The organism is Streptomyces sp. NPDC053673 (assembly GCF_055585225.1).
The window spans coordinates 430,503-454,153 of sequence record NZ_JBVJKN010000001.1 but is presented as its reverse complement, the minus strand read 5'-3'; the positions used below and the strand labels follow the sequence as shown (position 1 = coordinate 454,153).

Below are 23,651 nucleotides of genomic sequence, written 5' to 3'. Positions count from 1 at the left end.
CACATCTCCCGTTCTACACTGCCGACCCAATACATCCTATTTCGGACACGCCGCCGGTCCGCCCGAGGGCATGACCACCCGGTGAGCGGGATTCCTCTAGGGGGTATCGCCCCACTTGCCATGAATCAGCACCGGTACAGCTTACGTTGTACAACGCCCTGGACCCTCCCGGGGTGCTGCGCGCATTACGAGAACAATGCGATACGGGATCAACCTCACCAGAAGGCACAGGAGTTGACGGATGCTCGACGGACGGACGGCCGTCCGACCCGGGACCCGGCCCCTGTCGCCGTACACCGTGGGGCGGCCGCACGGCTGGGGCCTGATCCGAACGACAGGCCCTAAGGGCTGTCCCGCCCCGGGCGGATCGTGAGCATGGCTGCCGGGCTGCTCGCGGTGAGCTTCATCGCGTTCGGCACCAGCGAGATCACCTTCCTGCAGATGTTCGGCCTCGGCAGCGGCCTGGCCATCGTCATCGACGCGGTGGCGGTGCGCGGGGTGCTCGTACCGGCCGCGATGCGGCTGCTGGGGCGCCAGGCCTGGTACGCGCCGAAGGCGCTGCGCAGGGTCCATGCGCGGGTGGGCCTGCGGGAGTCTCCCGCGGAGCAGCCGCGTACTCCCGCCGCTGTCTGAGCGCCGCGCACCTGGCGAAAGAGCCACGGCTCCCGCCGGAGTGATCCGGCGGGGGCCGTGTTCTGCTGCGGTATGCCGAGCGATGCCGCGGGATGCCGCGGGAGCGGGAACTACTTCCCGGTCTCCTTCTCGTACGCCTTGAGGACCTCGGCCGTCGGGCCGTCCATCAGCAGCTCGCCCTTCTCCAGCCACAGGACCCGGTCACAGGTGTCCCTGATCGAGCCCAGGCTGTGGCTGACCAGGAAGACCGTGCCCGCGTGCTGCCGGAGCTCGCGGATGCGCTCCTCGGAGCGGATCTGGAACTTGCGGTCACCGGTGGCCAGCGCCTCGTCGATCATGAGGACGTCGTGGTCCTTGGCCGCGGCGATCGCGAACCGGAGCCTGGCACCCATACCGGAGGAGTACGTGCGCATCGGCAGGGTGATGAAGTCACCCTTCTCGTTGATGCCGGAGAAGTCGACGATCTCCTGGTAGCGCTCGCGGACCTCCTCGCGGGACATGCCCATGGCCAGGCCGCCGAGGATGACGTTGCGCTCGCCGGTCAGATCACCCATGAGCGCCGCGTTGACACCCAGCAGGGACGGCTGGCCGTCGGTGTAGACCTTGCCGCTCTCGGTGGGCAGCAGGCCCGCGATGGCGCGCAGCAGGGTCGACTTGCCGGAGCCGTTGGTGCCGATGAGACCGATGGCCTCGCCGCGGTAGGCGGTGAAGGAGACACCGCGTACGGCATGCACCTTGCGGATGCCCCGGGACTCTCCGCGCTCGCGCTTGAGTATCCGGCTCAGCGCGGCGGTCGCACTGCCCTTGCCACCGCTTCCGCCGCTGACGCGGTAGACGATGTGCACGTCGTCGGCGATGACGGTGGGCACACGGGCATCGGTCAGGTCACTGGTGTGGTCAGCCACGGCCATAACGCTCCTCAGCCTTCCAGAAGTAAATGAACCCGGCCACACCCAGCAGCACTGCCCACAGCAGTCCGGCCAGCCAGACGTGCGAGGGCAGGTTGGACGAGTCGTACCCGTCGATCACGGCGAAGCGGATGAGATCCATGTAGATGGCCGCGGGGTTGTACATGAGGACGTCGGCGATCCAGGCCGGCTGGTCCGCGAGCATCACCTTGATGGAGAACATGACGCCGGAGCCGTACATCCAGGTACGCATGACGAACGGCATCAGCTGGGCGAGGTCGGGGGTCTTGCTGCCCAGCCGGGCCATGATCAGCGCGAGGCCGACGTTGAAGACGAACTGCATGGCCAGCGCCGGGACCACCAGCAGCCAGCTGAGCGACGGAAAGCTTCCGAACCCGACCGCGACGAGCACCACCACGATCATGGAGAACAGCAGCTGCTGAAGCTGCTGCAGCGCGAAGGAGACCGGCAGCGAGGCACGCGGGAAGTGCAGGGCGCGCACCAGGCCCAGGTTGCCCGAGATCGCCCGCACACCGGCCATCACCGACGTCTGCGTGAAGGTGAAGACGAACACACCCGTCACCAGGAACGGGATGTACGTCTCCTTCGACATCCCGCGTCCGGCGTCGAGGATGAGGCCGAAGATCAGGTAGTAGACGAAAGCATTGAGCAGCGGGGTCGCCACCTGCCACAGCTGGCCGAGCTTGGCCTGGCTGTACTGCGCCGTGAGCTTCGCCGAGGAGAAGGCCAGGATGAAGTGGCGGCGGCCCCAGAGCTGCCGGACGTACTCGATGAGCCCCGGTCGGGCACCGCTCACCGACAGGCCGTACTTGCCGGCCAGCTCCGCCGGTGTCAGTCCGGCGTCGGGAGATGGCGGAGCGCTCGTCGCGATCGCACCGTCATGGGTTGTGTCACTCACAAGTTGAAACTTTCGTGTTCAAGATGCGCGGCAGATGGGCGCTCAGGTGGCGGCCAGACCCGGGTACGCCCGATGCTCTCAGACCTGGCCTGTCAGACGACAGGCGGTCGGCCCAGTCGGGTCAGCCGCCATACCGTACGCCACTTCATGGGGCGGCGGGGCCCGCACGGAGTGGTCCAGCCCTCCTTGAATCCGGAGAACCAGGCCTTGAGCGCCGGAACGGTGGGCCGCCTCAGGAGAGTGAGGAGAATCCACACCCCGAGGTAGACCGGCACCAGAGGCGCGGGGAGGTTGCGGCGTGCCAGCCACACCCGGTTGCGGGCCACCATGCGGTGGTAGACCGCGTGCCGCGACGGCGGCATGGTCGGGTGGAACAGCACCATGTCGGAGCGGTAGTCGATCATCCAGCCGGCGTCCAGGGCACGCCAGGCGAGATCGGTCTCCTCGTGCGCGTAGAAGAACTCGTCCGGGAGTCCGCCGACCTGGGCGATGACCTTCGTACGGACCGCGTTGGCACCGCCGAGGAAGGTCGTCACACGCGAGGAGCGCATCGGGTCGGAGGCCCGCAGCCGCGGGACGTGGCGCCGCTGGGTGAGCCCGGTCTCCGGGTCGGCGATGCGGAAACTGACGATGCCGAGGCCGGGATCCTCCGAGAACGCCCGGCGGACCAGTTCGGCGGTGTCCGAGTTCGGCAGCAGACCGTCGTCGTCGAGGAACAGGAGGACGTCGACGTCGGTGCCGGACGGGCCGAAGGCCTCGATGCCGACGTTGCGGCCGCCGGGGATGCCCAGATTGTCCGGCAGGTCCACCGAGCGGACTCCGTCGGGGAGGCCGGTGACCGGTGCGCCGTTGCCGACGACGACGACCTCGACCGGGTCGCCCTCCTGCTTGGCGACCGAGTCGATCAGTGCACGCAGATCGTCGGGCCGGTTGCCCATGGTGATGATGACGGCGCCGAGCTTCATGGTGTTCATCCGCTCACCTCAGCCTGCTGGACGCGAGGACGGACACCAGGTGGAGCACCGTCTGCAGCATGGCGATACCGGCCAGCACCGCGACGCCGAGGCGGGAGAAGAACAGGTCGCCCTGGACCTGGTCGAGGATCGCCAGCACCAGGATGAGCAGGGAGGCCTCGATGCCGAGGACCAGCCGGTGGAACTTCAGCGCGGCAGCGGCCCGGCGGGCGAGCGCCATACCGGACGAGCGCGGCTCGGCCGCCGCTTCCTTGACCGGCTCCATCCCGGCCTGGTGCCGGGCGACGCCGACCAGGTCGGTCTCGGCCTTGATCAGGATCGCGCCGAGTGCCGCGAGGGTGCCGAGGAAGGCCCACAGCCAGTCGATCTGCCCACTGCCCCACAGGTCGGCGGCGCGCAGGCCGAAGCCGACCAGGACCGCCGCGTCGCACAGGTAGGCACCGACCCGGTCCAAGTAGACGCCGGAGAGGGAGTACTGCTTCTTCCAGCGGGCGACCTCGCCGTCCACGCAGTCCAGCAGCAGGTAGAGCTGGACCATCACGACGCCGAGTACGGCTCCCCAGATGCCCGGCACCAGCAGGGCCGGGCAGGCCAGGACGCCGGCCAGGGTCATCAGGTAGGTCAGCTGGTTCGGCGTGACCTTGGTGCCGACCAGGACGCGGGTGATGCGCAGGGAGATCTCGCGCATGTACAGGCGGCCGCCCCAGTGCTCGCCGCTGCGCCGGTCCTTCACTCCCGCGGGGTGAACGACCGGACGGAGCTCAGCTACGGATGGTTTTGGCATGGTCGGCGTACGCGTCCCTGATCTGATCGGTGGACAGGTCGAGGTGCTCGAGGATGGTGAAACGTCCGGGGCGGGTCTGCGGCGCGTACTCCACGGCCCTGACGAACTCGTCCGCGGAGAAACCGATCTCCTCGGGCAGCACCGGCAGGCCGTGCTTGCGGAGCACTTCGGCGAAGAGCCCGGACTCCTCGCGGGCGCCGCGCAGATGCATCGCGAAGGCGGCGCCCATTCCGACCTGCTCGCCGTGGAGCGCGCAGCGCTTGGGGTACAGCAGGTCGAAGGCGTGGCTGATCTCGTGGCAGGCACCGGACGAGGGCCGGGTGTCGCCACTGATCGACATGGAGATACCGGTCAGGACGAGCCCTTCGGCCAGCACCGTGAGGAAGCCGTCGTCGCCGACGCCACCGGGGTGCCGCAGGACGGACTCGCCGGCGGTACGGGCCATCGCGGCGGCCAGTCCGTCGACCGGCTCGCCGGTGATGCGGTGCGACAGCTCCCAGTCGGCGATGGCCGAGATGTTGGAGATCGCGTCGCCGATACCGGCCCGGACGAACCGGACCGGGGCCTCACGGATGACGTCGAGATCGATGACCACGGCGATCGGCGTGGGGACGCCGTACGAACCGCGACCGTTGTCGTTGTCGAGCGTCGCGACCGGCGAGCACAGCCCGTCGTGTGCGAGGTTCGTGGCCACGGCAACCATGGGCAGGCCGAGGCGCGCCGCGGCGTACTTCGTCACGTCGATGATCTTGCCGCCGCCCAGACCGACGACCGCGTCGTACCGCTTGCCCTTGATGTCGTCGGCGAGCTTGACCGCGGAGTCGATCGTGCCGTCGGCGACCTCGTACCAGTCGGCGCCCGACAGGACCGGGGCGAGCCGCTCGCGCAGCGCCTGGCCGGAGCCGCCGCTTATCGCGAAGGCGAGCCGGCCGGAGCTGGAGATCCGCTGGTCGGCGAGGAGACCGGCCAGGTCGTCCAGCGCGCCCGGGCGGATGTCGACGACGACCGGCGACGGGATGAGCCGGGTCAGTACTGGCACGCGATCTCCCGGCCCTTGGCGAGGTCGTCGTGATTGTCGATCTCGACCCACTTCACGTCGCCGATCGGCGCCACGTCGATCCGGAAGCCGCGGTTCACGAGCTCCTGGTAGCCGTCCTCGTAGTAGAGGTCGGGGTCGCGCTCGAAGGTGGCCTTCAGGGCGTCGGCGAGCTCCTCGGCGGCTTCGGGCTCGATCAGGGTGACGCCGATGTACTCGCCGGTGGCGGTGGCCGGGTCCATCAGCTTGGTGATCTTCTGCACGCCCTTGCCGTCGGCGGTGATCACCTTCATCTCCTCGTCGGCGAGGTGCTTCACCGCGTCCAGGGCGAGGATGATCCGCCGGCCCTCGCCGCGGGCGGCGAGCAGCGTCTTCTCGACGGAGACCGGGTGGACGGTGTCGCCGTTGGCGAGGATCACGCCCCGCTTGAGGACGTCACGGGCGCACCACAGGGAGTAGGCGTTGTTCCACTCCTCGGCCTTGTCGTTGTCGATGAGGGTGAGCTTGAGGCCGTACGTCGCCTCGAACTCGTCCTTGCGCGCGTACACGGCTTCCTTGCGGTAGCCGACGACGACGGCGACCTCGGTGAGGCCGATCTCACTGAAGTTCTTCAGCGTCAGGTCGAGGACCGACAGGGCTGCCCCGTCCTGTTCAGGGCCTACCGGCACGAGGGCCTTCGGAAGCGTGTCGGTGTAGGGACGCAGACGCCGTCCGGCACCGGCTGCCAGTACGAGGCCGATCATGCGGGTTCTCCTTCGTCATGTACGGCGGGTGCTCCGGAGGACACCCAGAAGCGGATGGACTCCACGAGCACCACGAGTGCCACGGCCACCGCGAGGACCGCCAGCGCGATCGTGAACTGCGGGGCGCCGAGCAAGGAGGCGAGCAGTGCGACCGCAAGGGTCCGCCCCTCGTGCCCGCCGACCGCACGGACCAGCCAGTGCGGGGGCGCGCCGGTGCCGCCGCGGATGCGGTACACCGTGTCGTAGTGATGGTAGGCGACCGCGGCCACCAGCCCGAAAGCCGCTGGAAGGGCACCGTTCACATCGGCCCGGACGGCGAGCAGCAGGATCGTTCCGTATTCGGCGGCCCGGAAGACCGGGGGCACGAGCCAGTCGAGGGAGCCCTTGAGGGGGCGGGCGACGGCAAGGCCCGAGGTCAGGGCGTAACCGAAGGCGGCGACGACCGGCCAGGGGCTGCCGTACGGCGTGAGCCAGGCGGTGGCGGTGACCGCGACCGCGCCCAGCGCGGCGATCGCCACGGGGGCGATCGTCGGCAGCCTGCGGGCCACGCCCTTGAACGCTCCCGCGAAACCCTCGGCGAGCGGTCCGGAGTCGGCGAGGTCCGCGAGCGCCCGGGCGGCGCGGTCGGTCCTCCCCCAGAGCTTCGCCTGGGAGGTGCCCCCAGCCTTGCGGGTGAGCGAGCGCAGGACCCGGCCCGCGGTGGTGTACGTGGCGGCGAAGGCACAGCCGATGAGCAGCGCGTAGAAGACGATGCGGGGCGTGGCCACGGCCGTCAGTACGGCGATCATGGCCCAGCGCTCGCCGATCGGCAGCACGATCATGCGGCGCACCCAGACCGTCCAGCCGACGCTGTCGAGCTTGTCGGAGAGGGCGGCGGTGGGGCTCGTGTTGGACACCGCGTCGTGGTTCGCCTCGTTGAAGGAGAAGTCCACGACGTGGCGGCAGGTCTGCAGCACCATCGCGCCGAGGGCCAGAGCCCAGACATCGTCCCCTCCGGCGGATGCGCCGAGCGCGAGGCCTGCGTAGTACGCGTACTCCTTGGCCCGGTCGAAGGTGGCGTCGAGCCAGGCGCCCATCGTCGAGTACTGCAGGGAGTAGCGGGCGAGCTGCCCGTCGGTGCAGTCCAGGACGAAGGAGAAGAGGAGCAGTACGCCTGCGGCGACGTATCCGCCACGGGTACCCGTGGCGGCACAGCCGGCCGCTATCAGAGCGGTGATCAGCGAAGCGGTGGTGACCTGGTTGGGGGTCAGTCCGCGGCGCGCGCACCAGCGGGCGATGTAGCGCGAGTACGGGCTGATGAAGAACGTGGTGAAGAAGCCGTCGCGGGCCTTCACGGCGGAGCGCAGCCGTACGTCCTCGTCATCGACGGCGGCGACGGCCTGCCGGGCCTCGTCACGGGCCTGGGCGTCGCCGGGCACGGTCGCGACGAGCGACCCCAGCTCGGGCCGGTGCGGCGTGACGCCTTCGGCATCGATCGACTCGGCGACCGCGTCGGCCGGCACGGGCGTACCGGTGGCTGCGCCCAGCGCGGCCAGCAGCGCGCTGCGCGCCTCCGGCTGGGCCGTGACCGCGCCGGGGATCGCGGAGGCGGGGAAGCGGGGGTCCGTCAGTCCGAGGCGGAGGGCATGGACGTGGCCGACGAAGCGGGGGTCGACGAGGGCGACGCGCTCGGCGGCCGGGGCCGCGGCGAGCAGCGCCGCGGTCTCGTCGGCTCCCGAGGCGACGCGTACGTCGAAGCCCAGCGACCGCAGATCGCCTTCGAGCGGCGATCCGGGTACCGGCGGACCGGTGAGGATTGCGGTCGACAGACGGACTCACTCCTTGGCGCTGAACAGGTGGATGTGCACGGCGGCTCGGCCCGGGACCCGGGCGGCGGCACGTCGGCAGAGGCTATCGGATGAACGGAAACGCGAGTTCACCGAGGTTTCCCGGTGACGACACTCCCGCTCACCCCTGCGGCCTCCTGCTACGGCTGGGCATCCCTGCCACAGCAAGGCCGCCGGGGTGCGGAGCGAGATCATCATTGTCGATCAGTGCCTCGCCCCACAAACCGCGGCGGTCGGCGCCCAGAGCCTGTCCTCCGGATCGGGCCGGATCAGTGAGCAGGTCCGGTGCGCGCGAGCGTGCGTGCGTGCCAGTGCACGCGAGCCCGGCAAGGTCCGGAAGACAGGGCCTAGGGTGGCGGGCATGACATGGCTGATCACAGGTGGAGCGGGGTACATCGGGGCGCACGTGGCGCATGCCATGGCGGGGGCCGGGGAGCGGGTGGTCGTGCTCGACGACGTGTCGACGGGAGTTCCCGGGCGACTGCCCGAGGGGGTGCCGCTCGTGCACGGATCGCTGCTGGACCGGGCGGTGCTGGACCGTACGCTCGCCGGGCACGCGGTCACGGGAGTCGTGCATCTGGCGGCGAAGAAGCAGGTCGGCGAGTCCGTCGAGCAGCCGCTGCACTACTACCGGGAGAACGTGCACGGACTGACCGTGCTGCTGGAGGCCGTCGCCGCCGCGGAGGTGAAGCGGTTCCTCTTCTCGTCGTCCGCCGCCGTGTACGGGGTGCCCGATGTGGACCTCATCACGGAGGACACCCCCGCCGTACCGATCAATCCGTACGGCGAGACAAAGCTCACGGGCGAGTGGCTGGTGCGCGCGACGGGACGGGCGCATGGCATCGCCACCGCCTGTCTGCGGTACTTCAACGTCGCGGGCGCGGCCCGGCCGGAGCTCTCCGACACCGGGGTCTTCAACATCATCCCGATGTTCTTCGACCGGATCAGCCGCGGTGAGGCCCCGCGGATCTTCGGCGACGACTACCCCACCCCGGACGGCACCTGCATCCGGGACTACATCCATGTCGCCGATCTGGCCGACGCGCATCTGACGGTGGCCCGCCGACTGGCCGGCCAGAACGGCGCCGGGGATCTGACCGTGAACATCGGGCGGGGCGAAGGGGTGTCGGTGCGCGAGCTCGCCGGGCTCGTCGCCGAGGTGACCGGCCACGCCACGCCCGCGGTTGTCGGGCCGCGCCGGCCCGGGGACGCCGCGCGGGCCGTCGCCTCGGTCGACCGGATCGGCAAGGAGCTGGGCTGGACGGCCTCGCGCGGGGTGCGCGAGATGGTCGAGTCGGCGTGGGAGGGCTGGCTGCTGCGGCATCCCGAGGCGGCCGCCCACTGATCGTCACGAGGCTCTGACCTGCGTACATAACCGCAGGTCAGAGCATATGACAACGGTGTTCACCTTCGTGTTGCCCCATACCCCCCACCCGTAGTTGACTGGCCATTCGGGCAGATCATCCAGACGATCCGGGAGGCGTCCTCATGGGGGCTGGGCACGACCACGGACACACGCACGGCGCTCCGCCGACGGGCACCGCGACCGCCGCCTACAAGGGCCGGTTGCGGATCGCCCTCGGCATCACGCTGGGCGTGATGACCGTGGAGATCGTCGGCGGGATCGTCGCGGACTCGCTTGCCCTGATCGCCGACGCCGCCCATATGGCCACGGACGGCCTCGGCCTGGCGATGGCCCTGATGGCGATCCACTTCGCGGCCCGTCCGGCCGACGCCAGTCGCACGTACGGCTTCGCCCGGGCCGAGATCCTCGCCGCGCTCGCGAACTGTCTGCTGTTGCTCGGGGTCGGGGGCTTCCTGCTGTACGAGGCAGTGCAGCGTTTCATCACCCCGGTGGAGACCAGGGGCGGCATCACCATCGCCTTCGCCCTCGTCGGCCTGGTGGCGAACATGGTGTCGCTTTCCCTGCTGATGCGGGGCCAGAAGGAGAGCCTCAACGTACGCGGCGCGTATCTGGAGGTCCTGGCGGACGCGCTCGGTTCGGTGACCGTCCTGGTCTCGGCATGCATCATCCTGGCCACCGGCTGGCAGGCGGCCGACCCGATCGCCTCCCTGGTCATCGGCCTGATGATCGTGCCGCGCACTGTCAAGCTGCTGCGGGAGACACTGAACGTGCTGCTGGAGGCGGCACCGAAGGGCGTCGACATGGCCGAGGTGCGCGAGCACATACGGGCCCTGCCCGGCGTCGAGGACGTCCACGATCTGCACGCCTGGACGATCACCTCCGGGATGCCGGTGCTCTCGGCGCATGTGGTGGTGGCGCAGGACTTCCTGGACGCGATCGGACACGAGAAGGTGCTGCACGATCTGCAGGGCTGCCTCGGGTCGCACTTCGATGTCGAGCACTGCACGTTCCAACTGGAGCCCACCGGCCATGCCGAGCACGAGGCCGGTTTCTGTCACTGACGGCTGCTACATTCGTGCGAAGCCGTGATCTTGAGAGGAGCTGGGGTTGATGACCGTCGCAGAAGTCGCTGCCGTGCGCAGCGCCCGGTCCGTCATCGGCCTCCGGGCTCCCGGTCGACCTGATTCCGTACGCTGACCTGATCCCGTACGTCGGCCGGGGCCCGCTCACTCAAAGGGTTTCCCACGTTGTCCGACAACGACCAGTACGACGCATTCTTCTCACTTCACCACGGCCTGCCCCGGCAGGGTCCCGGCTCCGACGACACCACTCGCCGGCTGCTGGCGCTCGCGGGCCGGCTGCCGTCCCGTCCACGCGTACTCGATCTGGGCTGCGGCCCGGGCCGTTCCGCGCTGCTGCTGGCCGCGGAGGCCGGAGCCGACGTGACGGCCGTGGATCTGCACGAACCGTTCCTCGACGAGCTACGGCGCGCGGCCGGCGCCCGCGGGCTCGGCGACCGGATCCGTACCGTCAACGCCGACATGGGCGAACTGCCCTACCCGGACGGGGCGTTCGACCTGGTCTGGGCCGAGAGCTCGGCGTACTCGATCGGTTTCGACACGGCCCTGCGCCGCTGGCGGCGGCTGCTCGCGCCCGGCGGCGCGCTCGTCGTCACCGAGTGCGAGTGGACCTGCGACGATGCGAGCCCGGAAGCCCGCGACTTCTGGGACCAGCACGGCACGCTGCGCACGCCGGCCGAGAACGCAGCCGCCGCGGTCGCGGCCGGCTACCACGTCCTCGGCGTGTACCGGCAGCCCGAGAGCGACTGGGCGGAGTACTACGGACCGCTCGCTGAGCGGGCCGACGCCGCCGATCCGACGGCTCCCGGAATGGGGCCGGCGCTCGCTTCCACCCGGGCCGAGATCGCCATGCGGCGCGACCACGGCGCGGAGTACGGCTACGCCGGCTATGTCCTGCGGCCGGCCGGCACGCGCCGGCGGGCCCTCCCCCAGAGCTCCGCCGGGGGGTACCCCCGGTGACGGACGCCGGCATCGCGGCCGTGCATGCCGTCGACGCCGCGGGCGTTCCCCACGGGGGAAGGGGCTCCCGGCCGGGGATCCGGCCCGGGTTCGGGATGCCCGACGAGGCCGTGACGGCGCTGGTCCAGGACGGTTCCACGGTTCTGCCGAAGGGCATGATCCACTACCCGGGTGCTTTCGGAGTCTGATCTTCCGTCCGTGCCCCGCCTCACTCCCGCGCGGCGGGGCACGGACATGCCCAGGGCGGCGAAGTGCGGACAAGCCGCTTTTGTACGGCAGACTGAGGGAGCCCCCGCTGGGCCGAGGACCGAAGCGAAGGATGGCTATGCCGACCACACCCGCCACTGCGACGAACAGCTCGCCGAACGGCACCAAGCAGCCGATCTTGCTCGAACTGGTCGACGAGAGCGGCAATACCATCGGCACCGCGGAGAAGCTCTCCGCCCATCAGGCACCCGGGCGGCTGCACCGGGCGTTCTCCGTGTTCCTCTTCGACGAGCAGGGGCGGCTGCTGCTCCAGCGCCGCGCCTCGGGGAAGTACCACTCCCCCGATGTCTGGTCGAACACGTGCTGCGGGCACCCGTACCCGGGTGAGGCGCCGTTCACCGCCGCCGCCCGCCGTACGCACGAGGAGCTGGGCATCTCGCCGTCGCTGATGGCCGAGGCGGGCACGGTCCGCTACAACCACCCGGACCCGGCCTCGGGCCTGGTCGAGCAGGAGTACAACCACCTTTTCGTGGGCATGGTGCAGGCTCCGCTGCGCCCGGACCCACAGGAGGTCGGGGAGACGGCGTTCGTGACCGCGGCCGAGCTGGCCGAACGGCATGCACGGGACACCTTCTCCGCGTGGTTCATGACGGTGCTGGACGCGGCGCGCCCGGCGATCAAGGAGCTCACGGGGCCCGCCGGCGGCTGGTGACCGCAACCGGGGGCGCACCCCCGGGAGCCGGTTCCGCCGGCTACAGCGACGCCGCGCCGCTCACGGGGGCGAGCGGCAGTGCGGCCCAGACGATCTTCCCGCCGCCCGCGGTGTGCTCCACATCGCACTCGCCGCCCGCTTCGCGGGTGACTTCCTTGACGAGCAGCAGCCCGCGGCCGCCGGTCTGGGCGGAGTCGCTCTCCAGGGCCTTGGGCCGGTACGGGTGGTTGTCCTCGACAGCCACCCGGATCCACTCCGGCCCGATCGCCACCTCGACGGCGACCTCGGGCGACAGCAGAGCCGCGTGCCGTACGGCGTTCGTGACCAGTTCGGACACGATCAGCAGGAGTCCTTGCAGGACGTCGTCGTGGACCGGCACGCCCTGGCGGCGGATCAGATCGCGGACGGCGTGCCGGGCCTGCGGCACCGACACATCGAGCGCGGGTGCGGTGAACCGCCAGACACCTTCGTACGACAGTGGCCGGGCCGGGACGCTCCCGGGGCTCTCCATAGTCCCGCACCCACCCTCGTGATACATCGCTGGGAACCGTTGAGTATCGAGTGTTGGGAACGTGTTGGTCCGGACCGGGCTGCTGAACAGAAGTCAGCCCCTATCGACAGAATCTGACCGGGTGGGTATGACAGCGTCAGTTCTTCGACTGATCTTGATCTTCTTCTGTCAGCTTCGCTGACACGGCGGTGTCCTCGACCATACCGACGATCCTGCGGCCGCCGATGCCGATCGCGATCAGCCCGAGCCCGTCGAACAGCAGCGCCAGCGAGAAGAAGGTCCCCAGCACATAGCGGCTGCTCTCGGGCCAGTTCGCGAGCACAAGGATGCCGAGGAGCAGTCCGAACGCACCCTGCACCAGAGTCCAGCCGAACTGCGGACCGCGTACCACCAGGCTGCCCACCAGCCGGAACAGCCCACCGGTCAGGAACAGCAGCGCGGCGAACATGGTCAGCGCCTCCGCACTGCCCTCCGGGTGCCGCAGGACGACCACACCGGCCGCGATGTTGAGCGCGGCGACCACCACGCCGAGCCAGAAGAAGTTCGTGCCGCGCGACTCGATCGCGTGGAGCAGTCCGACGATTCCGCCGATCAGCAGCAGCCAGCCGAAGAGCAGCATCGAGGTCAGGGTCGCGACGCCGACGTAGACGAGTCCGACGAGTCCGGCGAGCACGAGAACGACGCCGAGCGCAGCCAGCCAGCCGAAGCTCCGGCGGAGCTTCCTGCTCTCGTGGGTGGGACCGGTCATGAGTGCCTCCTCGTCGCACCCCCTTCTTGATCTTAAGTACCGGCGGGACGGATAGCATCCGGCGCATGGACCGCATGGACCGCATTGACCCGCATGTGCAGCACACCGTCGTGGACGGGGTCGCCACCGTCGTCATCAGTCACTCCGCCAAGCGCAACGCGATGACGGCCGAGATGTGGCGGTCGCTGCCCGTCCTGCTGGAGGGGCTGGCGCATGACCCGGAGGTACGGGCGCTGGTGCTGACCGGCGCCGGGAGCACGTTCTGCGCCGGTGCCGACATCTCCTCGCTGCGCGAACGGGCGGGCACCGGGGAGGAGCCGCAGAGTCTGGCCGTACAGGCCGAGGAGGCGCTCGCGGCCTTTCCCAAGCCGACCCTGGCGGCGGTGCGCGGGTACTGCGTGGGCGGCGGCTGCCAGCTGGCCGCGGCCTGCGATCTGCGGTTCGCCGAGGAGGGAGCCTCCTTCGGGATCACCCCGGCGAAGCTGGGGATCGTGTACCCGGCGTCCTCGACCCGGCGGCTGGTGTCCCTGGTGGGGCCGGCGACCGCGAAGTACCTGCTGTTCTCCGGGGAGTTGATCGGCACCGAGCGCGCGCTGCGGACCGGGCTGGTGGACGAGGTGCTGCCGGAGGGCGAACTGGGCAAGCGGGTCGCCGAGTTCACGCGCGTGCTGACGTCCCGCTCACAGCTGACGCAGGCCGCGGCGAAGGAGTTCGCGTCCGGCCGCAGCGACCGGGACGCGTACTGGGCGGAGCAGGCACGCGCCGGCGGCGACACCGCGGAGGGGGTCGCCGCCTTCCTGGAGCGCAGGCCGCCGCGCTTCACCTGGAGCGTGTGAGGGTCACTGGCCGCCGGCCCGGACGGTGTCGTCGGCCCGGCGTCATGTCCGGGGCCGTCACTTCGGCGAGGGTGCGGTCGGCCACGAGGGCCAGGTTGCCCTGGTCGTTGCGTACGGAGCCGCTTTCTCGGCGACGAGGGCCGTCTCGGCACCGGGCATCCGGCTGAGCAGTTCGTACGGGCCGACGGCATCGAGGCTGGTGAACTCGTCGTGGAGCAGGACGGCGATCTGCATGTCAGTCACTTTCAGTGGCCAGCGGTCAGTAGTCAGCGGAAGTGGCCGGACTTCCCTGCGTACCGACCAGTCGGTAACGTACGGTTCATGACCTCTCTGCCCCCGCGCGCGGGCCGCCGTTGCCACAACGCCGTCAACCCGCTGCACTCCACCCTGTACTTCTCGCCCGACTACGCGAAGGAGCTCGCCGGGATCGGCGTCGAGGACACGAGCGCCGCGTACTTCGCCGGGCGCGCGGCGGCCATGGGCGCGGTCGGCCCGGGCACCGTGGCCGCCACCTTCTACAACTTCAACCACGAACTGATCGCCCGGCACCTCCCGGCGGTATGGGACACCGCCTCGCCGGCCACCGTGCTGACGGCCCGGCTGCGGGCCGCCGACGCGACGCTGCGCCGGCTGCTCGGCGACGAGACGGTCGCCTCGCCGGAGATGGCGGAGGCCGCCCGGCTGGCACTGCGCGCCACGGAGGCCTGCACCCGGCACGCCCGTCCGCTCTACGCGGCGCACGCGGATCTGCCCGTGCCCGAGGAGCCGCACCTCGCCTACTGGCATGCCGCGACCCTGCTGCGCGAGCACCGCGGCGACGGCCATCTGACCGCGCTGCTGTCCGCCGCACTCGATCCGCTGGAGGCCCTGGTCAGCCACACCGCGACCGGCAAGGGCATGTCCCCGCGCTGGATCCTCGCCAGCCGCGGCTGGCGGCGCACCGACTGGGAGGCGGCTTCGGACCGGCTCCGCGAGCGCGGACTCCTCGACGCCGAGGGTGAGCTGACCGCCGCGGGCTCTGCCTTGCGGGCGGAGGTGGAGGAGCACACCGACCGCCTCGACGTCGCCCCGTACGAGCACCTCGGCGCGGCGGGGGTCGAACGCCTCACTGAGCTGGCTCACGGTCTTCTGACGAAGGCCGTCGCCGCCGGTGCCTTCCCCGCGGGCCTGAGCGCCAAGGGCTGACACCGCCTGGGCCCGACCCGCAGGACAGCACCCAGGGCCTGTCTTCTGGATCAGGCCGGCAGCGACATCCGCGGCTACCGCCGCGGGGCGAGCGGGGTCCGGTGCATGGGGTCTCCCCGTGCACGCAGGGCCAGGGGACACATCGCAAGGCGGAGGGTCGTCCCAGTACTGGATGTATCGGGACGATTCGACAACGCAGCGAGGTGCCGTAGCTGTCGTCGTGCGCCCGGTGGGTATTGCGGGACAGCCCTTAGCGGGGCACCGCGACACGGCACCCGGCCACCCGGCAGAATGCAGGCGAAGAGGCCGCGCGGGCAGGGACCGCGATGCCGCGGGCCATGTCCGCGGGGCCTCCAAGCACAGCCAGCATCAGAAGGCGAGTCGGGGAACCGTGACGACGTCCATCGAAGGCAGGATCGCCGAGGAGCTCGGCGTACGGGAGCGGCAGGTGAAGGCGGCCGTCGAGCTGCTCGACGGCGGGTCGACCGTGCCGTTCATCGCGCGCTACCGCAAGGAAGCGACCGAGATGCTCGACGACGCGCAGCTGCGCACGCTCGAGGAGCGGCTGCGGTATCTGCGGGAGCTGGAGGAGCGGCGGACCGCGATCCTCGAGTCCGTACGTGAGCAGGGCAAGCTCACGGACGAGCTGGAGACGCAGATCCGGGCCGCCGACACCAAGGCCCGCCTGGAGGACATCTATCTGCCCTTCAAGCCCAAGCGGCGCACCAAGGCGCAGATCGCCCGGGAGGCCGGTCTGGAGCCGCTCGCCGAGGGCCTGCTGGGCGACCCGTCGGTCGATCCGCTCGCGGCCGCGGCGGCGTTCGTCGACGCTGACAAGGGTGTCGCGGACCCGGCGGCCGCGCTGGAGGGCGCGCGGGCGATCCTCGCCGAGCGGTTCTCGGAGGACGCCGACCTCATCGGCGAGCTCCGGGAGCGGATGTGGACCCGCGGTCGGCTCGCGGCGAAGGTCCGGGACGGCAAGGAGGAGGCGGGCGCGAAGTTCGCCGACTACTTCGACTTCGCCGAGCCGTTCACCGAGCTGCCCTCGCACCGCATCCTGGCGATGCTCCGCGGCGAGAAGGAGGACGTGCTCTCGCTGGAGCTGGAGCCCGAGGAGCCGTCGGAGGAGCCCGGCCCGTCCACGTACGAGTCCATGGTCGCCCGGCGCTTCGGCGTCGCCGACCGCGGCCGTCCGGCCGACAAGTGGCTCGCGGACACCGTGCGCTGGGCATGGCGGACCCGGATTCTCGTGCACCTCGGGATCGACCTGCGGCTGCGGCTCCGGACGGCCGCCGAGGACGAGGCGGTACGGGTCTTCGCGGCCAATCTGCGGGATCTGCTGCTCGCCGCGCCGGCGGGTACGCGCGCGACGCTGGGCCTCGACCCCGGCTTCCGTACGGGTGTGAAGGTGGCCGTCGTCGACGCCACCGGCAAGGTCGTCGCCACCGACACGATCTATCCCCACGTCCCCGCGAACAAGTGGGACGAGTCGCTGGCGAAGCTGGCGCGGCTCGCGAAGGAGCACGCGGTCGAGCTGGTCGCCATCGGCAACGGCACGGCGTCGCGCGAGACGGACAAGCTCGCCGGTGACCTCATCACCCGGCACCCGGAGCTGAAGCTCACCAAGGTGATGGTGTCGGAGGCGGGCGCGTCGGTGTACTCGGCGTCCGCGTTCGCCTCGCAGGAGCTGCCGGGCCTCGATGTGTCGCTGCGCGGCGCGGTGTCGATCGCGCGGCGGCTGCAGGACCCGCTCGCCGAGCTGGTGAAGATCGACCCCAAGTCGATCGGCGTCGGCCAGTACCAGCACGATCTGTCCGAGGTGAAGCTGTCGCGCTCGCTGGACGCGGTCGTCGAGGACTGTGTGAACGGTGTCGGCGTCGACGTCAACACCGCTTCCGCGCCGCTTCTTTCGCGCGTCTCGGGCATCGGCTCGGGGCTCGCCGAGAACATCGTGGCGCACCGCGACGCGAACGGTCCGTTCCGCTCCCGCAAGGAGCTCAAGGGCGTGGCGCGGCTCGGCCCGAAGGCGTACGAGCAGTGCGCGGGCTTCCTCCGGATCCGCGGCGGCGACGACCCGCTCGACGCGTCGAGCGTGCACCCCGAGGCGTATCCGGTGGTGCGGCGCATGGTGAAGACCACGGGCAGTGAGGTGGCGTCGCTGATCGGCAACACCGGGGTGCTGCGGTCGCTGCGCGCGGACGACTTCGTCGACGAGACCTTCGGTCTGCCGACGGTGACGGACATTCTGCGCGAGCTGGAGAAGCCGGGGCGCGACCCGCGGCCCGCGTTCAAGACGGCGACCTTCAAGGAGGGCGTCGAGAAGATCTCCGACCTGGCCTCCGGGATGGTGCTGGAAGGTGTCGTCACGAACGTGGCGGCGTTCGGCGCGTTCGTCGACATCGGCGTCCACCAGGACGGTCTCGTCCATGTGTCCGCGATGTCCCGGACCTTCGTCAAGGACCCGCGGGACGTGGTGAAGCCGGGCGACGTGGTGAAGGTGAAGGTCCTCGACGTCGACATCCCCCGCAAGCGGATCTCGCTGACGCTGCGGCTGGACGACGAGGCGGCGACGCAGGCGTCCGGCGGCGGCCAGGGTCAGCGCCGTGAGCGCGGCCAGGGCGGCCGCCCGCCGCAGCAGCGTCAGGGCGGCGGCCGTGACCGCCGCGGCTCCGGTGGTGGCGGCGGTGGCACCGGCCGACAGGCGCCGGCCCCGGCGAACAGCGCGATGGCGGACGCCCTGCGCAAGGCGGGCCTGCTCGACCCGAAGCAGGGCGGCGGCAGGCGCGGCTGACTCTTTCGGGAGCTCCGCCCGCCCGGGCCGCCCAGCCCTGCGGGCGGGGCGGCCCGGGCGGGCGGGGTGTCCGTCTTCGACACTCGACGGGCTGGGAAGCTACCCCTTGCCGCCGAGTGGGCGGGGGTGTCCGTCCTCAAACGCCGGACCGGCTGGAAAGCGGACTGGCAAACCGTCCAACGAGCCCGCGTGCCCGCCCCTCGACGCCCGACGGGCCGGGACGCGGCGCGTCTCCTTACGCCTGCGGCGCGTCGGGGAGGAAGCGCAGGGCCGATTCCGCCCGGGAGGCGACGGCCGGGTCGTCGTCCTTGGTCAGGGGCTCCAGGAGCGCGCGGGCCGTCCGCGGGTCCGACTGGACCACACCGACGATCTCCGTCGCCAGTCCGTCCTGATCGTCACCGAGGTCGACGGCCGAGGCACGCAGCAGCACCGGCAGTACATCGGTGCCGCCGATCGCCGCGATCACCCCGCCGAGCATCTCGCGGGCGTAGAAGTTCCGTTCACCGATGAAGCGGCCGAGCTCGGTCTCCAGGCGCGGGAGCAGACCGCGGTCGCCGGACGCCGCGATCTCGTCGGCGAGGTCGATCGTCTCGTCGACATCGGCCTCGGGGTCGTCGAGCAGCGCGATCAGACGGGTCGTGGGGTCGGTCATCAGAGCTCGGTCACCTTTCCTGCCGCGACCTCGATGCGGCGGGTCGTACGGACCGCGTCGAGCATCCGCCGGTCGTGCGTGACCAGGAGCAGCGTGCCGCTGTACGAGTCGAGCGCGGACTCCAGCTGTTCAATGGCCGGCAGGTCGAGATGGTTCGTCGGCTCGTCCAGGACGAGGAGGTTGACGCCGCGGCCCTGGAGCAGGGCCAGCGCGGCGCGGGTCCGCTCGCCCGGTGAGAGGGTGGCGGCGGGGCGCAGTACGTGGTCGGCCTTGAGGCCGAACTTGGCGAGGAGGGTGCGGACCTCGGCCGGTTCGGTCTCGGGGACGGCCGCGCAGAAGGCGTCCAGCAGCGAGTCGGTGCCGTGGAAGAGCCCCCGGGCCTGGTCGACCTCGCCGACGACGACGCCCGAGCCGAGCACCGCATGGCCCTCGTCCAGCGGGAGGCGGCCGAGCAGAGCGGCGAGCAGCGTGGACTTGCCGGAGCCGTTGGCGCCGGTGATGGCGACGCGGTCGGCCCAGTCGATCTGGAGCGACACCGGCCCGAAGCGGAAGTCTCCCCGCCGCACCTCGGCGTCCCGGAGGGTCGCCACGACCGAACCGGAGCGGGGCGCGGAGGCGATCTCCATCCGCAGCTCCCATTCCTTGCGGGGCTCCTCGACGACATCGAGCCGTTCGATCATCCGGTGGGTCTGGCGGGCCTTCGCAGCCTGCTTCTCGCTCGCCTCGCTGCGGAACTTGCGGCCGGCCTTGTCGTTGTCGGTGGCCTTGCGGCGAGCGTTCTTGACGCCTTTGTCCATCCAGGCGCGCTGCATCTGGGCCCGGCCCTCCAGCGCCGACCTCTTGTCGGCGTACTCCTCGTACTCCTCGCGCGCGTGCCGCCGGGCGGTCGCCCGCTCCTCCAGATAGGCCTCGTAGCCGCCGCCGTAAAGGGTGATCTGCTGCTGGGCGAGGTCGAGTTCGAGGACCTTGGTGACGGTACGGGTGAGGAACTCGCGGTCGTGGCTGACGACGACCGTGCCGGCGCGCAGCCCCTGGACGAAGGTCTCCAGCCGCTCCAGGCCGTCCAGGTCGAGGTCGTTGGTCGGCTCGTCGAGGAGGAAGACGTCGTAGCGGGACAGGAGCAGGGAGGCGAGCCCGGCGCGGGCGGCCTGGCCGCCGGAGAGCGAGGTCATGGGCTGGTCGAGGCCGACGGTGAGACCGAGCGAGCCCGCGACCTCCTCGGCGCGCTCGTCGAGGTCGGCGCCACCGAGCGCCAGCCAGCGCTCGAGTGTGGTCGCGTAGGCGTCGTCGGCGCCGGGGGTGCCGTCGACGAGGCCCTGAGTGGCCTCGTCCATCGCGGCCTGGGCCGCGGCGACCCCGGTACGGCGGGCGAGGAACTGCCGTACGGTCTCGCCCTCGCGGCGCTCCGGCTCCTGCGGCAGGTGCCCGACGGTGGCGGTCGGCGGCGAGAGCCGCAGCTCCCCCTGCTCGGGCCGGTCGAGGCCGGCGAGCAGGCGGAGCAGGGTGGACTTTCCGGCTCCGTTGGCTCCGACGAGGCCGATCACATCGCCGGGCGCGACGACGAGGTCGAGGCCGGCGAAGAGCGAGCGGTCGCCGTGTCCGGCGGCGAGGTCCTTGGCGACGAGGGTTGCAGTCATGAGGGGGCCGATCCTATCGGGGCGCAGGTCGGGGCCGGGCCCGGCTGGTGGGGACCGGGCCGGCCAGGGCCCGCCGGGGGCCGCCTAAGGGCTGTCGCGAAAGCCCCCTGGCACGCGACGCCTGGCACGCACCCCCCGTAGCCCTGCGGGCACGGGAGGTACCCCCACGCTGCGTTGTCGGACTTGGGCGACTCCGACAACGCAGCGAGGCGCCGTAGCTGGTGGTACTCCCCCTGGCTCCGCCGGGGGCACCCCCACCCAGGCGAAGCTTTGGGGGGAGCGTCGCGGCCCCGACAAGCTCGCCCGGACAGGGCCTGGAGCGGCTCGGAGCAGGCCCGCAAGTTCCTAGAGCGCGAGCGATCCGGCGACGGCGACGTCCAGGCCGGCGCCCGCGCCGGTCATCGGGATCTCCACGCACTCGTCGGGCAGGTCGAGGGCTTCGGGCGGACTGTGTCGACATGCCGCTCCCGCGGCGTGGCCGCCTGCTCATGGCCGAGGACCATGACCGTGGGCTCTCGCGCGGCGCGAGATCGGCGAGACGCACCGTCTCGTCGGCCCACGCCGCGGTAGCGGCATATCGCTACAGCCGACGCCCACGATCCGTACGCCGCGTTCGCGCTGCCTCGCCGGCCATCCGAGAGGATCGCCGGTCGGGGGTCCCCCGGACGAAGTCCGGGGGAAGGTACAGAGCGGCTTGCGCAGCGTGTTGCCGCGGGCCACGGCCTCGGGCACCCGGGGGAAGCGCGGCACGGTCGGACACGCGCCGACCGCGTCACAGGTGCGGGCGAGTGTCCCCACCACGCCGCGGTAGCGGCATATTGAGCACAGCGCGCCGTGCAGCGGCCACAGGAGCGCCGCGTAGAGGGGGTCCCAGCAGGCGTGGGCACGCGGTCTGCGCGATCGGCGCAGCTCCGCCGGGGTGCGTGTGCGGATGGACGGACCGTTCCGCCGGGCGCCGCTCATCGGCGCGGGGAGGCGGACCTCCGGTTCGGCTGATGCATGTCGTGCCGGCGATCGACCGGCTCGCCCGGGCCCCTCGGCTGTGTCATCGCGCCACGGGCGCGACCAGCACGCCCCCCATGGCGCGTGCCACCACGAAGGAGTGCCCCTTGACCGCCCGCGCGTCCAGCGGAATTCGGTGGGTGCCGGGCTCCAGCATCCCGTCGAAGACGTCGTGCGTGTGGGTGCGGTGGAGCCGGTCCAGGCGGTACGCGACAAGGTGGACACGGCAGGTGGAGGTGACGGTCACCGTCGCCTCACCACCGGCCGCCGTCAGCCCGGTCAGCCGATGGCGCGCCGACGAGCGGTCGAGGGCGTGTTCGATCTGGGCGACCAGGAGCGGGATGACCGGGGCGAGCCCGTCCACGTACGCGACATCCAACCCGGCCTGTTCGAAGACGGCGCGCACCGCAGCCCGTTCGGGCTCGCCGACCGCGCGGCCGAAGGCGACGGCCCCGTAGGTGCGGAGCTCCTCGGCGGGGACTCCGGCCGCGTCATGGGCGATCTCGGCGCCGATGCCGATGGTGCGCAGGGCGGCGGCGAGCTTGGCGAGGACGGCGACACGGGCGCCGATCAGCAGGACGCGACGGCGCGACCGGCCCTCCTCGTCGTCGAGGAGCCGTTCCAGCTCCGTGCGGTACTCCCCGCCGCGGAAGCGGAACGGCCCTATCCCGTGGTAGCCGTTGAGTTCCAGGTCGGCGGCCTCGTCGGTCTGCCAGGCGAAGTCCCGCCAGACGATGTCGTCCCCGTCGCGCTCGATGACGGCGGTGACGGCGCCGCAGTCGAGTCCCTCGCACTCGGGGCAGCCGTAGATGACGTAACGCCCGCCGGGAAGCGGGGCCTCGGCCTCCAGCAGCAGAGCGCGGACCTGACGGGTGAAGATCGCGGGCGGGATGTCGGAGGCGAGCGGGGAGACCGCGTCGAGGTCGGAGAGCTGGAAGAGGAGCGGGCAGCCGTCGACGATGAAGTCCATGAAGTCCCGGTGGACCTGGTAGCCACCATCGGCCAGGACTCCCCCGGCTCGCATCGCCGGCGCCAGGGCGAAGGTCGCGTACTCGGCAGACATGTCTGGAGTATCCCCAGCTGTGACGTGATGTGAGCACGGCATCTTCGATTCCGCTACGGTCCGGCCATGAGCGGCGAGGTGAGCGGCGTGGGCGATGTGATCGTGGTGGGCGGCGGGGTCATCGGGCTGACGACGGCGGTGGTGCTCGCCGAGGAGGGCCGCCGGGTGCGGCTGTGGACCCGTGAGCCGGCGGAAGCGACCACGTCCGCGGTGGCGGGGGCGTTGTGGTGGCCGTACCGGATCGAGCCCGAGGCGCTGGTCGGCGCGTGGTCGCTCGCGACGCTGCGGGTGTACGAGGAGCTCGCCGCGGACCCGGACGTGACCGGTGTCCGGCTGGTGGCCGGTGTGCAGTCCGGGGCCCGGCTCGACGCCCTGGGGCCGTGGGCGCGGGACGTGGCCGGTCTGCGGGAACTGGCGCCCGGTGAGGCGCCGGGCGGTGGCGGGCCCGCGCTCCGGGCCCGGCTGCCGTTGATCGACATGCCCGTGCACCTGGGCTGGCTGCGGGCCCGGCTCGAGGCGGCGGGCGGGACGGTCGAGACCCGCGGGATCGCCTCGCTCGACGAGGCGGCGGCGGAGGGCGCCGTGGTGGTCAACTGCACCGGGCTCGGGGCACGTGACCTCGTACCGGACCTGGAGATGTCGCCGGTCCGGGGGCAGTTGGTGCTCGTGGAGAATCCCGGGATCGAGACCTGGTTCACGGCAGTGGACGAGGAGTTGAGCACGCTGACGTACTTCTTCCCGCAGCCCGGCCGGCTGATCCTCGGCGGCACCGCGGTGGAGGGCTCCTGGTCCCTGGAGCCGGACCAGGCGACCGCCGCGGCGATCGTCGAGCGGTGCGCGCGGATCCGGCCGGAGATCGCGGACGCGAGGGTCCTCGGCCACCGGGTGGGCCTGCGCCCGGCCAGGGCCTCGGGGGTCCGCCTGGACGGCGCGCCGGGCCCGTACGGCACGCGCCTGATCCACAACTACGGTCACGGCGGCGCGGGCGTCACTGTGGCCTGGGGCTGTGCCAGGGCCGCCGCGGACCTCGCCGGGTGAACGGACCTCGCCCGGTGAACGGACCTGGACCGGTGAGCACC

General features: G+C 71.2%; 19 protein-coding genes and 3 pseudogenes. 9 read left to right on the top strand and 13 right to left on the bottom strand.

All coding sequences use genetic code 11. The features are described 5' to 3' along the window. Nucleotides 1-345: 345 nt before the first annotated feature. Nucleotides 346-633 (top strand): annotated as a pseudogene (locus ACZ6ZQ_RS01995) (MMPL family transporter); the annotation flags it as partial. Nucleotides 634-743: 110 nt separating this feature from the next. On the opposite strand, the gene ACZ6ZQ_RS01990 reads toward ACZ6ZQ_RS01995, so the two are convergent. The 7 genes from ACZ6ZQ_RS01990 to ACZ6ZQ_RS01960 form a co-directional block, all read right to left on the bottom strand. Further along, nucleotides 744-1,544 carry an ABC transporter ATP-binding protein gene (locus ACZ6ZQ_RS01990; protein ID WP_469766596.1) on the bottom strand — a complete coding sequence of 267 codons (801 nt, stop codon included), beginning with the start codon at nt 1,542-1,544 and terminating at the stop codon, nt 744-746. Continuing rightward, nucleotides 1,531-2,460: an ABC transporter permease gene (locus ACZ6ZQ_RS01985; protein ID WP_469766595.1), complete on the bottom strand. Its 930-nt coding sequence runs from the start codon at nt 2,458-2,460 to the stop codon at nt 1,531-1,533. The genes ACZ6ZQ_RS01990 and ACZ6ZQ_RS01985 overlap by 14 nt, the downstream gene beginning before the upstream one ends. Nucleotides 2,461-2,552: 92 nt before the next feature. Then, complete coding sequence (locus ACZ6ZQ_RS01980; protein WP_469766811.1) at nt 2,553-3,425, bottom strand: glycosyltransferase family 2 protein; 873 nt, start codon at nt 3,423-3,425, stop codon at nt 2,553-2,555. A gap of 13 nt (nt 3,426-3,438) precedes the next feature. Next, nucleotides 3,439-4,218, bottom strand: a complete 780-nt coding sequence (locus tag ACZ6ZQ_RS01975) for a CDP-alcohol phosphatidyltransferase family protein (RefSeq protein ID WP_469766594.1) — start codon at nt 4,216-4,218, stop codon at nt 3,439-3,441. Then, entirely contained in the window at nt 4,196-5,257 is a 1,062-nt protein-coding gene (locus tag ACZ6ZQ_RS01970) for an iron-containing alcohol dehydrogenase family protein (RefSeq protein ID WP_469766593.1), read from the bottom strand. The genes ACZ6ZQ_RS01975 and ACZ6ZQ_RS01970 overlap by 23 nt, the downstream gene beginning before the upstream one ends. Then, nucleotides 5,245-5,997, bottom strand: a complete 753-nt coding sequence (locus ACZ6ZQ_RS01965) for a phosphocholine cytidylyltransferase family protein (protein ID WP_469766592.1) — start codon at nt 5,995-5,997, stop codon at nt 5,245-5,247. The genes ACZ6ZQ_RS01970 and ACZ6ZQ_RS01965 overlap by 13 nt, the downstream gene beginning before the upstream one ends. Continuing rightward, on the bottom strand, nt 5,994-7,748 hold the full coding sequence (locus ACZ6ZQ_RS01960) for a DUF5941 domain-containing protein (RefSeq protein WP_469766810.1): 1,755 nt from the start codon (nt 7,746-7,748) through the stop codon (nt 5,994-5,996). Before ACZ6ZQ_RS01960 ends, ACZ6ZQ_RS01965 begins: the two co-directional genes overlap by 4 nt. Nucleotides 7,749-8,184: 436 nt before the next feature. Between ACZ6ZQ_RS01960 and galE the strand changes: the two genes are divergently transcribed. The 4 genes and pseudogenes from galE (at nt 8,185) to idi (ending at nt 12,147) form a co-directional block, all read left to right on the top strand. Continuing rightward, on the top strand, nt 8,185-9,168 hold the full coding sequence (galE, locus tag ACZ6ZQ_RS01955) for a UDP-glucose 4-epimerase GalE (RefSeq protein WP_469766591.1): 984 nt from the start codon (nt 8,185-8,187) through the stop codon (nt 9,166-9,168). Between the two features lie 143 nt (nt 9,169-9,311). Next, on the top strand, nt 9,312-10,250 hold the full coding sequence (locus ACZ6ZQ_RS01950; protein ID WP_469766590.1) for a cation diffusion facilitator family transporter: 939 nt from the start codon (nt 9,312-9,314) through the stop codon (nt 10,248-10,250). 186 nt (nt 10,251-10,436) lie between these two features. Further along, nucleotides 10,437-11,416: pseudogene (locus ACZ6ZQ_RS01945) on the top strand (class I SAM-dependent methyltransferase). A gap of 137 nt (nt 11,417-11,553) precedes the next feature. After that, the gene (idi, locus tag ACZ6ZQ_RS01940; protein ID WP_469766589.1) at nt 11,554-12,147 is read left to right on the top strand and encodes an isopentenyl-diphosphate Delta-isomerase; all 594 of its coding nucleotides are present in this window, start codon (nt 11,554-11,556) and stop codon (nt 12,145-12,147) included. Nucleotides 12,148-12,187: 40 nt separating this feature from the next. Here idi and ACZ6ZQ_RS01935 read toward each other — a convergent pair whose 3' ends face one another. Continuing rightward, entirely contained in the window at nt 12,188-12,658 is a 471-nt protein-coding gene (locus ACZ6ZQ_RS01935; protein WP_469766588.1) for an ATP-binding protein, read from the bottom strand. 136 nt (nt 12,659-12,794) lie between these two features. Next, on the bottom strand, nt 12,795-13,406 hold the full coding sequence (locus ACZ6ZQ_RS01930; protein WP_469766587.1) for an HdeD family acid-resistance protein: 612 nt from the start codon (nt 13,404-13,406) through the stop codon (nt 12,795-12,797). A gap of 65 nt (nt 13,407-13,471) precedes the next feature. Between ACZ6ZQ_RS01930 and ACZ6ZQ_RS01925 the strand changes: the two genes are divergently transcribed. Further along, nucleotides 13,472-14,242, top strand: a complete 771-nt coding sequence (locus ACZ6ZQ_RS01925; RefSeq protein ID WP_469766586.1) for an enoyl-CoA hydratase/isomerase family protein — start codon at nt 13,472-13,474, stop codon at nt 14,240-14,242. Nucleotides 14,243-14,264: 22 nt separating this feature from the next. On the opposite strand, the pseudogene ACZ6ZQ_RS01920 reads toward ACZ6ZQ_RS01925, so the two are convergent. Then, nucleotides 14,265-14,476, bottom strand: a pseudogene (locus ACZ6ZQ_RS01920) (DJ-1/PfpI family protein); the annotation flags it as partial. An 87-nt stretch (nt 14,477-14,563) separates the two neighbouring features. On the opposite strand from ACZ6ZQ_RS01920, the gene ACZ6ZQ_RS01915 reads away from it, so the two are divergent. Next, nucleotides 14,564-15,427 (top strand): SCO6745 family protein, encoded by an 864-nt coding sequence (locus ACZ6ZQ_RS01915; RefSeq protein ID WP_469766585.1) that lies wholly within the window; start codon nt 14,564-14,566, stop codon nt 15,425-15,427. Nucleotides 15,428-15,818: 391 nt separating this feature from the next. Beyond that, on the top strand, nt 15,819-18,218 hold the full coding sequence (locus ACZ6ZQ_RS01910) for a Tex family protein (RefSeq protein WP_469766584.1): 2,400 nt from the start codon (nt 15,819-15,821) through the stop codon (nt 18,216-18,218). 235 nt (nt 18,219-18,453) lie between these two features. Here ACZ6ZQ_RS01910 and ACZ6ZQ_RS01905 read toward each other — a convergent pair whose 3' ends face one another. From ACZ6ZQ_RS01905 to ACZ6ZQ_RS01895, 3 genes are all read right to left on the bottom strand, one after another. Then, on the bottom strand, nt 18,454-18,870 hold the full coding sequence (locus ACZ6ZQ_RS01905) for a hypothetical protein (protein WP_469766583.1): 417 nt from the start codon (nt 18,868-18,870) through the stop codon (nt 18,454-18,456). Beyond that, complete coding sequence (gene abc-f, locus ACZ6ZQ_RS01900) at nt 18,870-20,507, bottom strand: ribosomal protection-like ABC-F family protein (RefSeq protein ID WP_469766582.1); 1,638 nt, start codon at nt 20,505-20,507, stop codon at nt 18,870-18,872. Before abc-f ends, ACZ6ZQ_RS01905 begins: the two co-directional genes overlap by 1 nt. A 1,045-nt stretch (nt 20,508-21,552) precedes the next feature. Further along, entirely contained in the window at nt 21,553-22,572 is a 1,020-nt protein-coding gene (locus ACZ6ZQ_RS01895; RefSeq protein ID WP_469766581.1) for an oxidoreductase, read from the bottom strand. A 66-nt stretch (nt 22,573-22,638) separates the two neighbouring features. On the opposite strand from ACZ6ZQ_RS01895, the gene ACZ6ZQ_RS01890 reads away from it, so the two are divergent. Continuing rightward, the gene (locus ACZ6ZQ_RS01890) at nt 22,639-23,610 is read left to right on the top strand and encodes an FAD-dependent oxidoreductase (protein WP_469766580.1); all 972 of its coding nucleotides are present in this window, start codon (nt 22,639-22,641) and stop codon (nt 23,608-23,610) included. Nucleotides 23,611-23,651: the final 41 nt, after the last annotated feature.

Excerpts from the sequence above, each read along its gene's own strand:
- ACZ6ZQ_RS01980 (WP_469766811.1), bottom strand. The coding sequence starts at position 3,425 with ATGAAGCTCGGCGCCGTCATCATCACCATGGGCAACCGGCCCGACGAT.
- abc-f (WP_469766582.1), bottom strand. The coding sequence starts at position 20,507 with ATGACTGCAACCCTCGTCGCCAAGGACCTCGCCGCCGGACACGGCGAC.
- galE (WP_469766591.1), top strand. The coding sequence starts at position 8,185 with ATGACATGGCTGATCACAGGTGGAGCGGGGTACATCGGGGCGCACGTG.
- ACZ6ZQ_RS01975 (WP_469766594.1), bottom strand. The coding sequence starts at position 4,218 with ATGCCAAAACCATCCGTAGCTGAGCTCCGTCCGGTCGTTCACCCCGCG.
- idi (WP_469766589.1), top strand. The coding sequence starts at position 11,554 with ATGCCGACCACACCCGCCACTGCGACGAACAGCTCGCCGAACGGCACC.
- ACZ6ZQ_RS01935 (WP_469766588.1), bottom strand. The coding sequence starts at position 12,658 with ATGGAGAGCCCCGGGAGCGTCCCGGCCCGGCCACTGTCGTACGAAGGT.
- ACZ6ZQ_RS01895 (WP_469766581.1), bottom strand. The coding sequence starts at position 22,572 with ATGTCTGCCGAGTACGCGACCTTCGCCCTGGCGCCGGCGATGCGAGCC.
- ACZ6ZQ_RS01925 (WP_469766586.1), top strand. The coding sequence starts at position 13,472 with ATGGACCGCATGGACCGCATTGACCCGCATGTGCAGCACACCGTCGTG.
- ACZ6ZQ_RS01915 (WP_469766585.1), top strand. The coding sequence starts at position 14,564 with ATGACCTCTCTGCCCCCGCGCGCGGGCCGCCGTTGCCACAACGCCGTC.
- ACZ6ZQ_RS01930 (WP_469766587.1), bottom strand. The coding sequence starts at position 13,406 with ATGACCGGTCCCACCCACGAGAGCAGGAAGCTCCGCCGGAGCTTCGGC.
- ACZ6ZQ_RS01890 (WP_469766580.1), top strand. The coding sequence starts at position 22,639 with ATGAGCGGCGAGGTGAGCGGCGTGGGCGATGTGATCGTGGTGGGCGGC.
- ACZ6ZQ_RS01950 (WP_469766590.1), top strand. The coding sequence starts at position 9,312 with ATGGGGGCTGGGCACGACCACGGACACACGCACGGCGCTCCGCCGACG.
- ACZ6ZQ_RS01990 (WP_469766596.1), bottom strand. The coding sequence starts at position 1,544 with ATGGCCGTGGCTGACCACACCAGTGACCTGACCGATGCCCGTGTGCCC.
- ACZ6ZQ_RS01965 (WP_469766592.1), bottom strand. The coding sequence starts at position 5,997 with ATGATCGGCCTCGTACTGGCAGCCGGTGCCGGACGGCGTCTGCGTCCC.
- ACZ6ZQ_RS01905 (WP_469766583.1), bottom strand. The coding sequence starts at position 18,870 with ATGACCGACCCCACGACCCGTCTGATCGCGCTGCTCGACGACCCCGAG.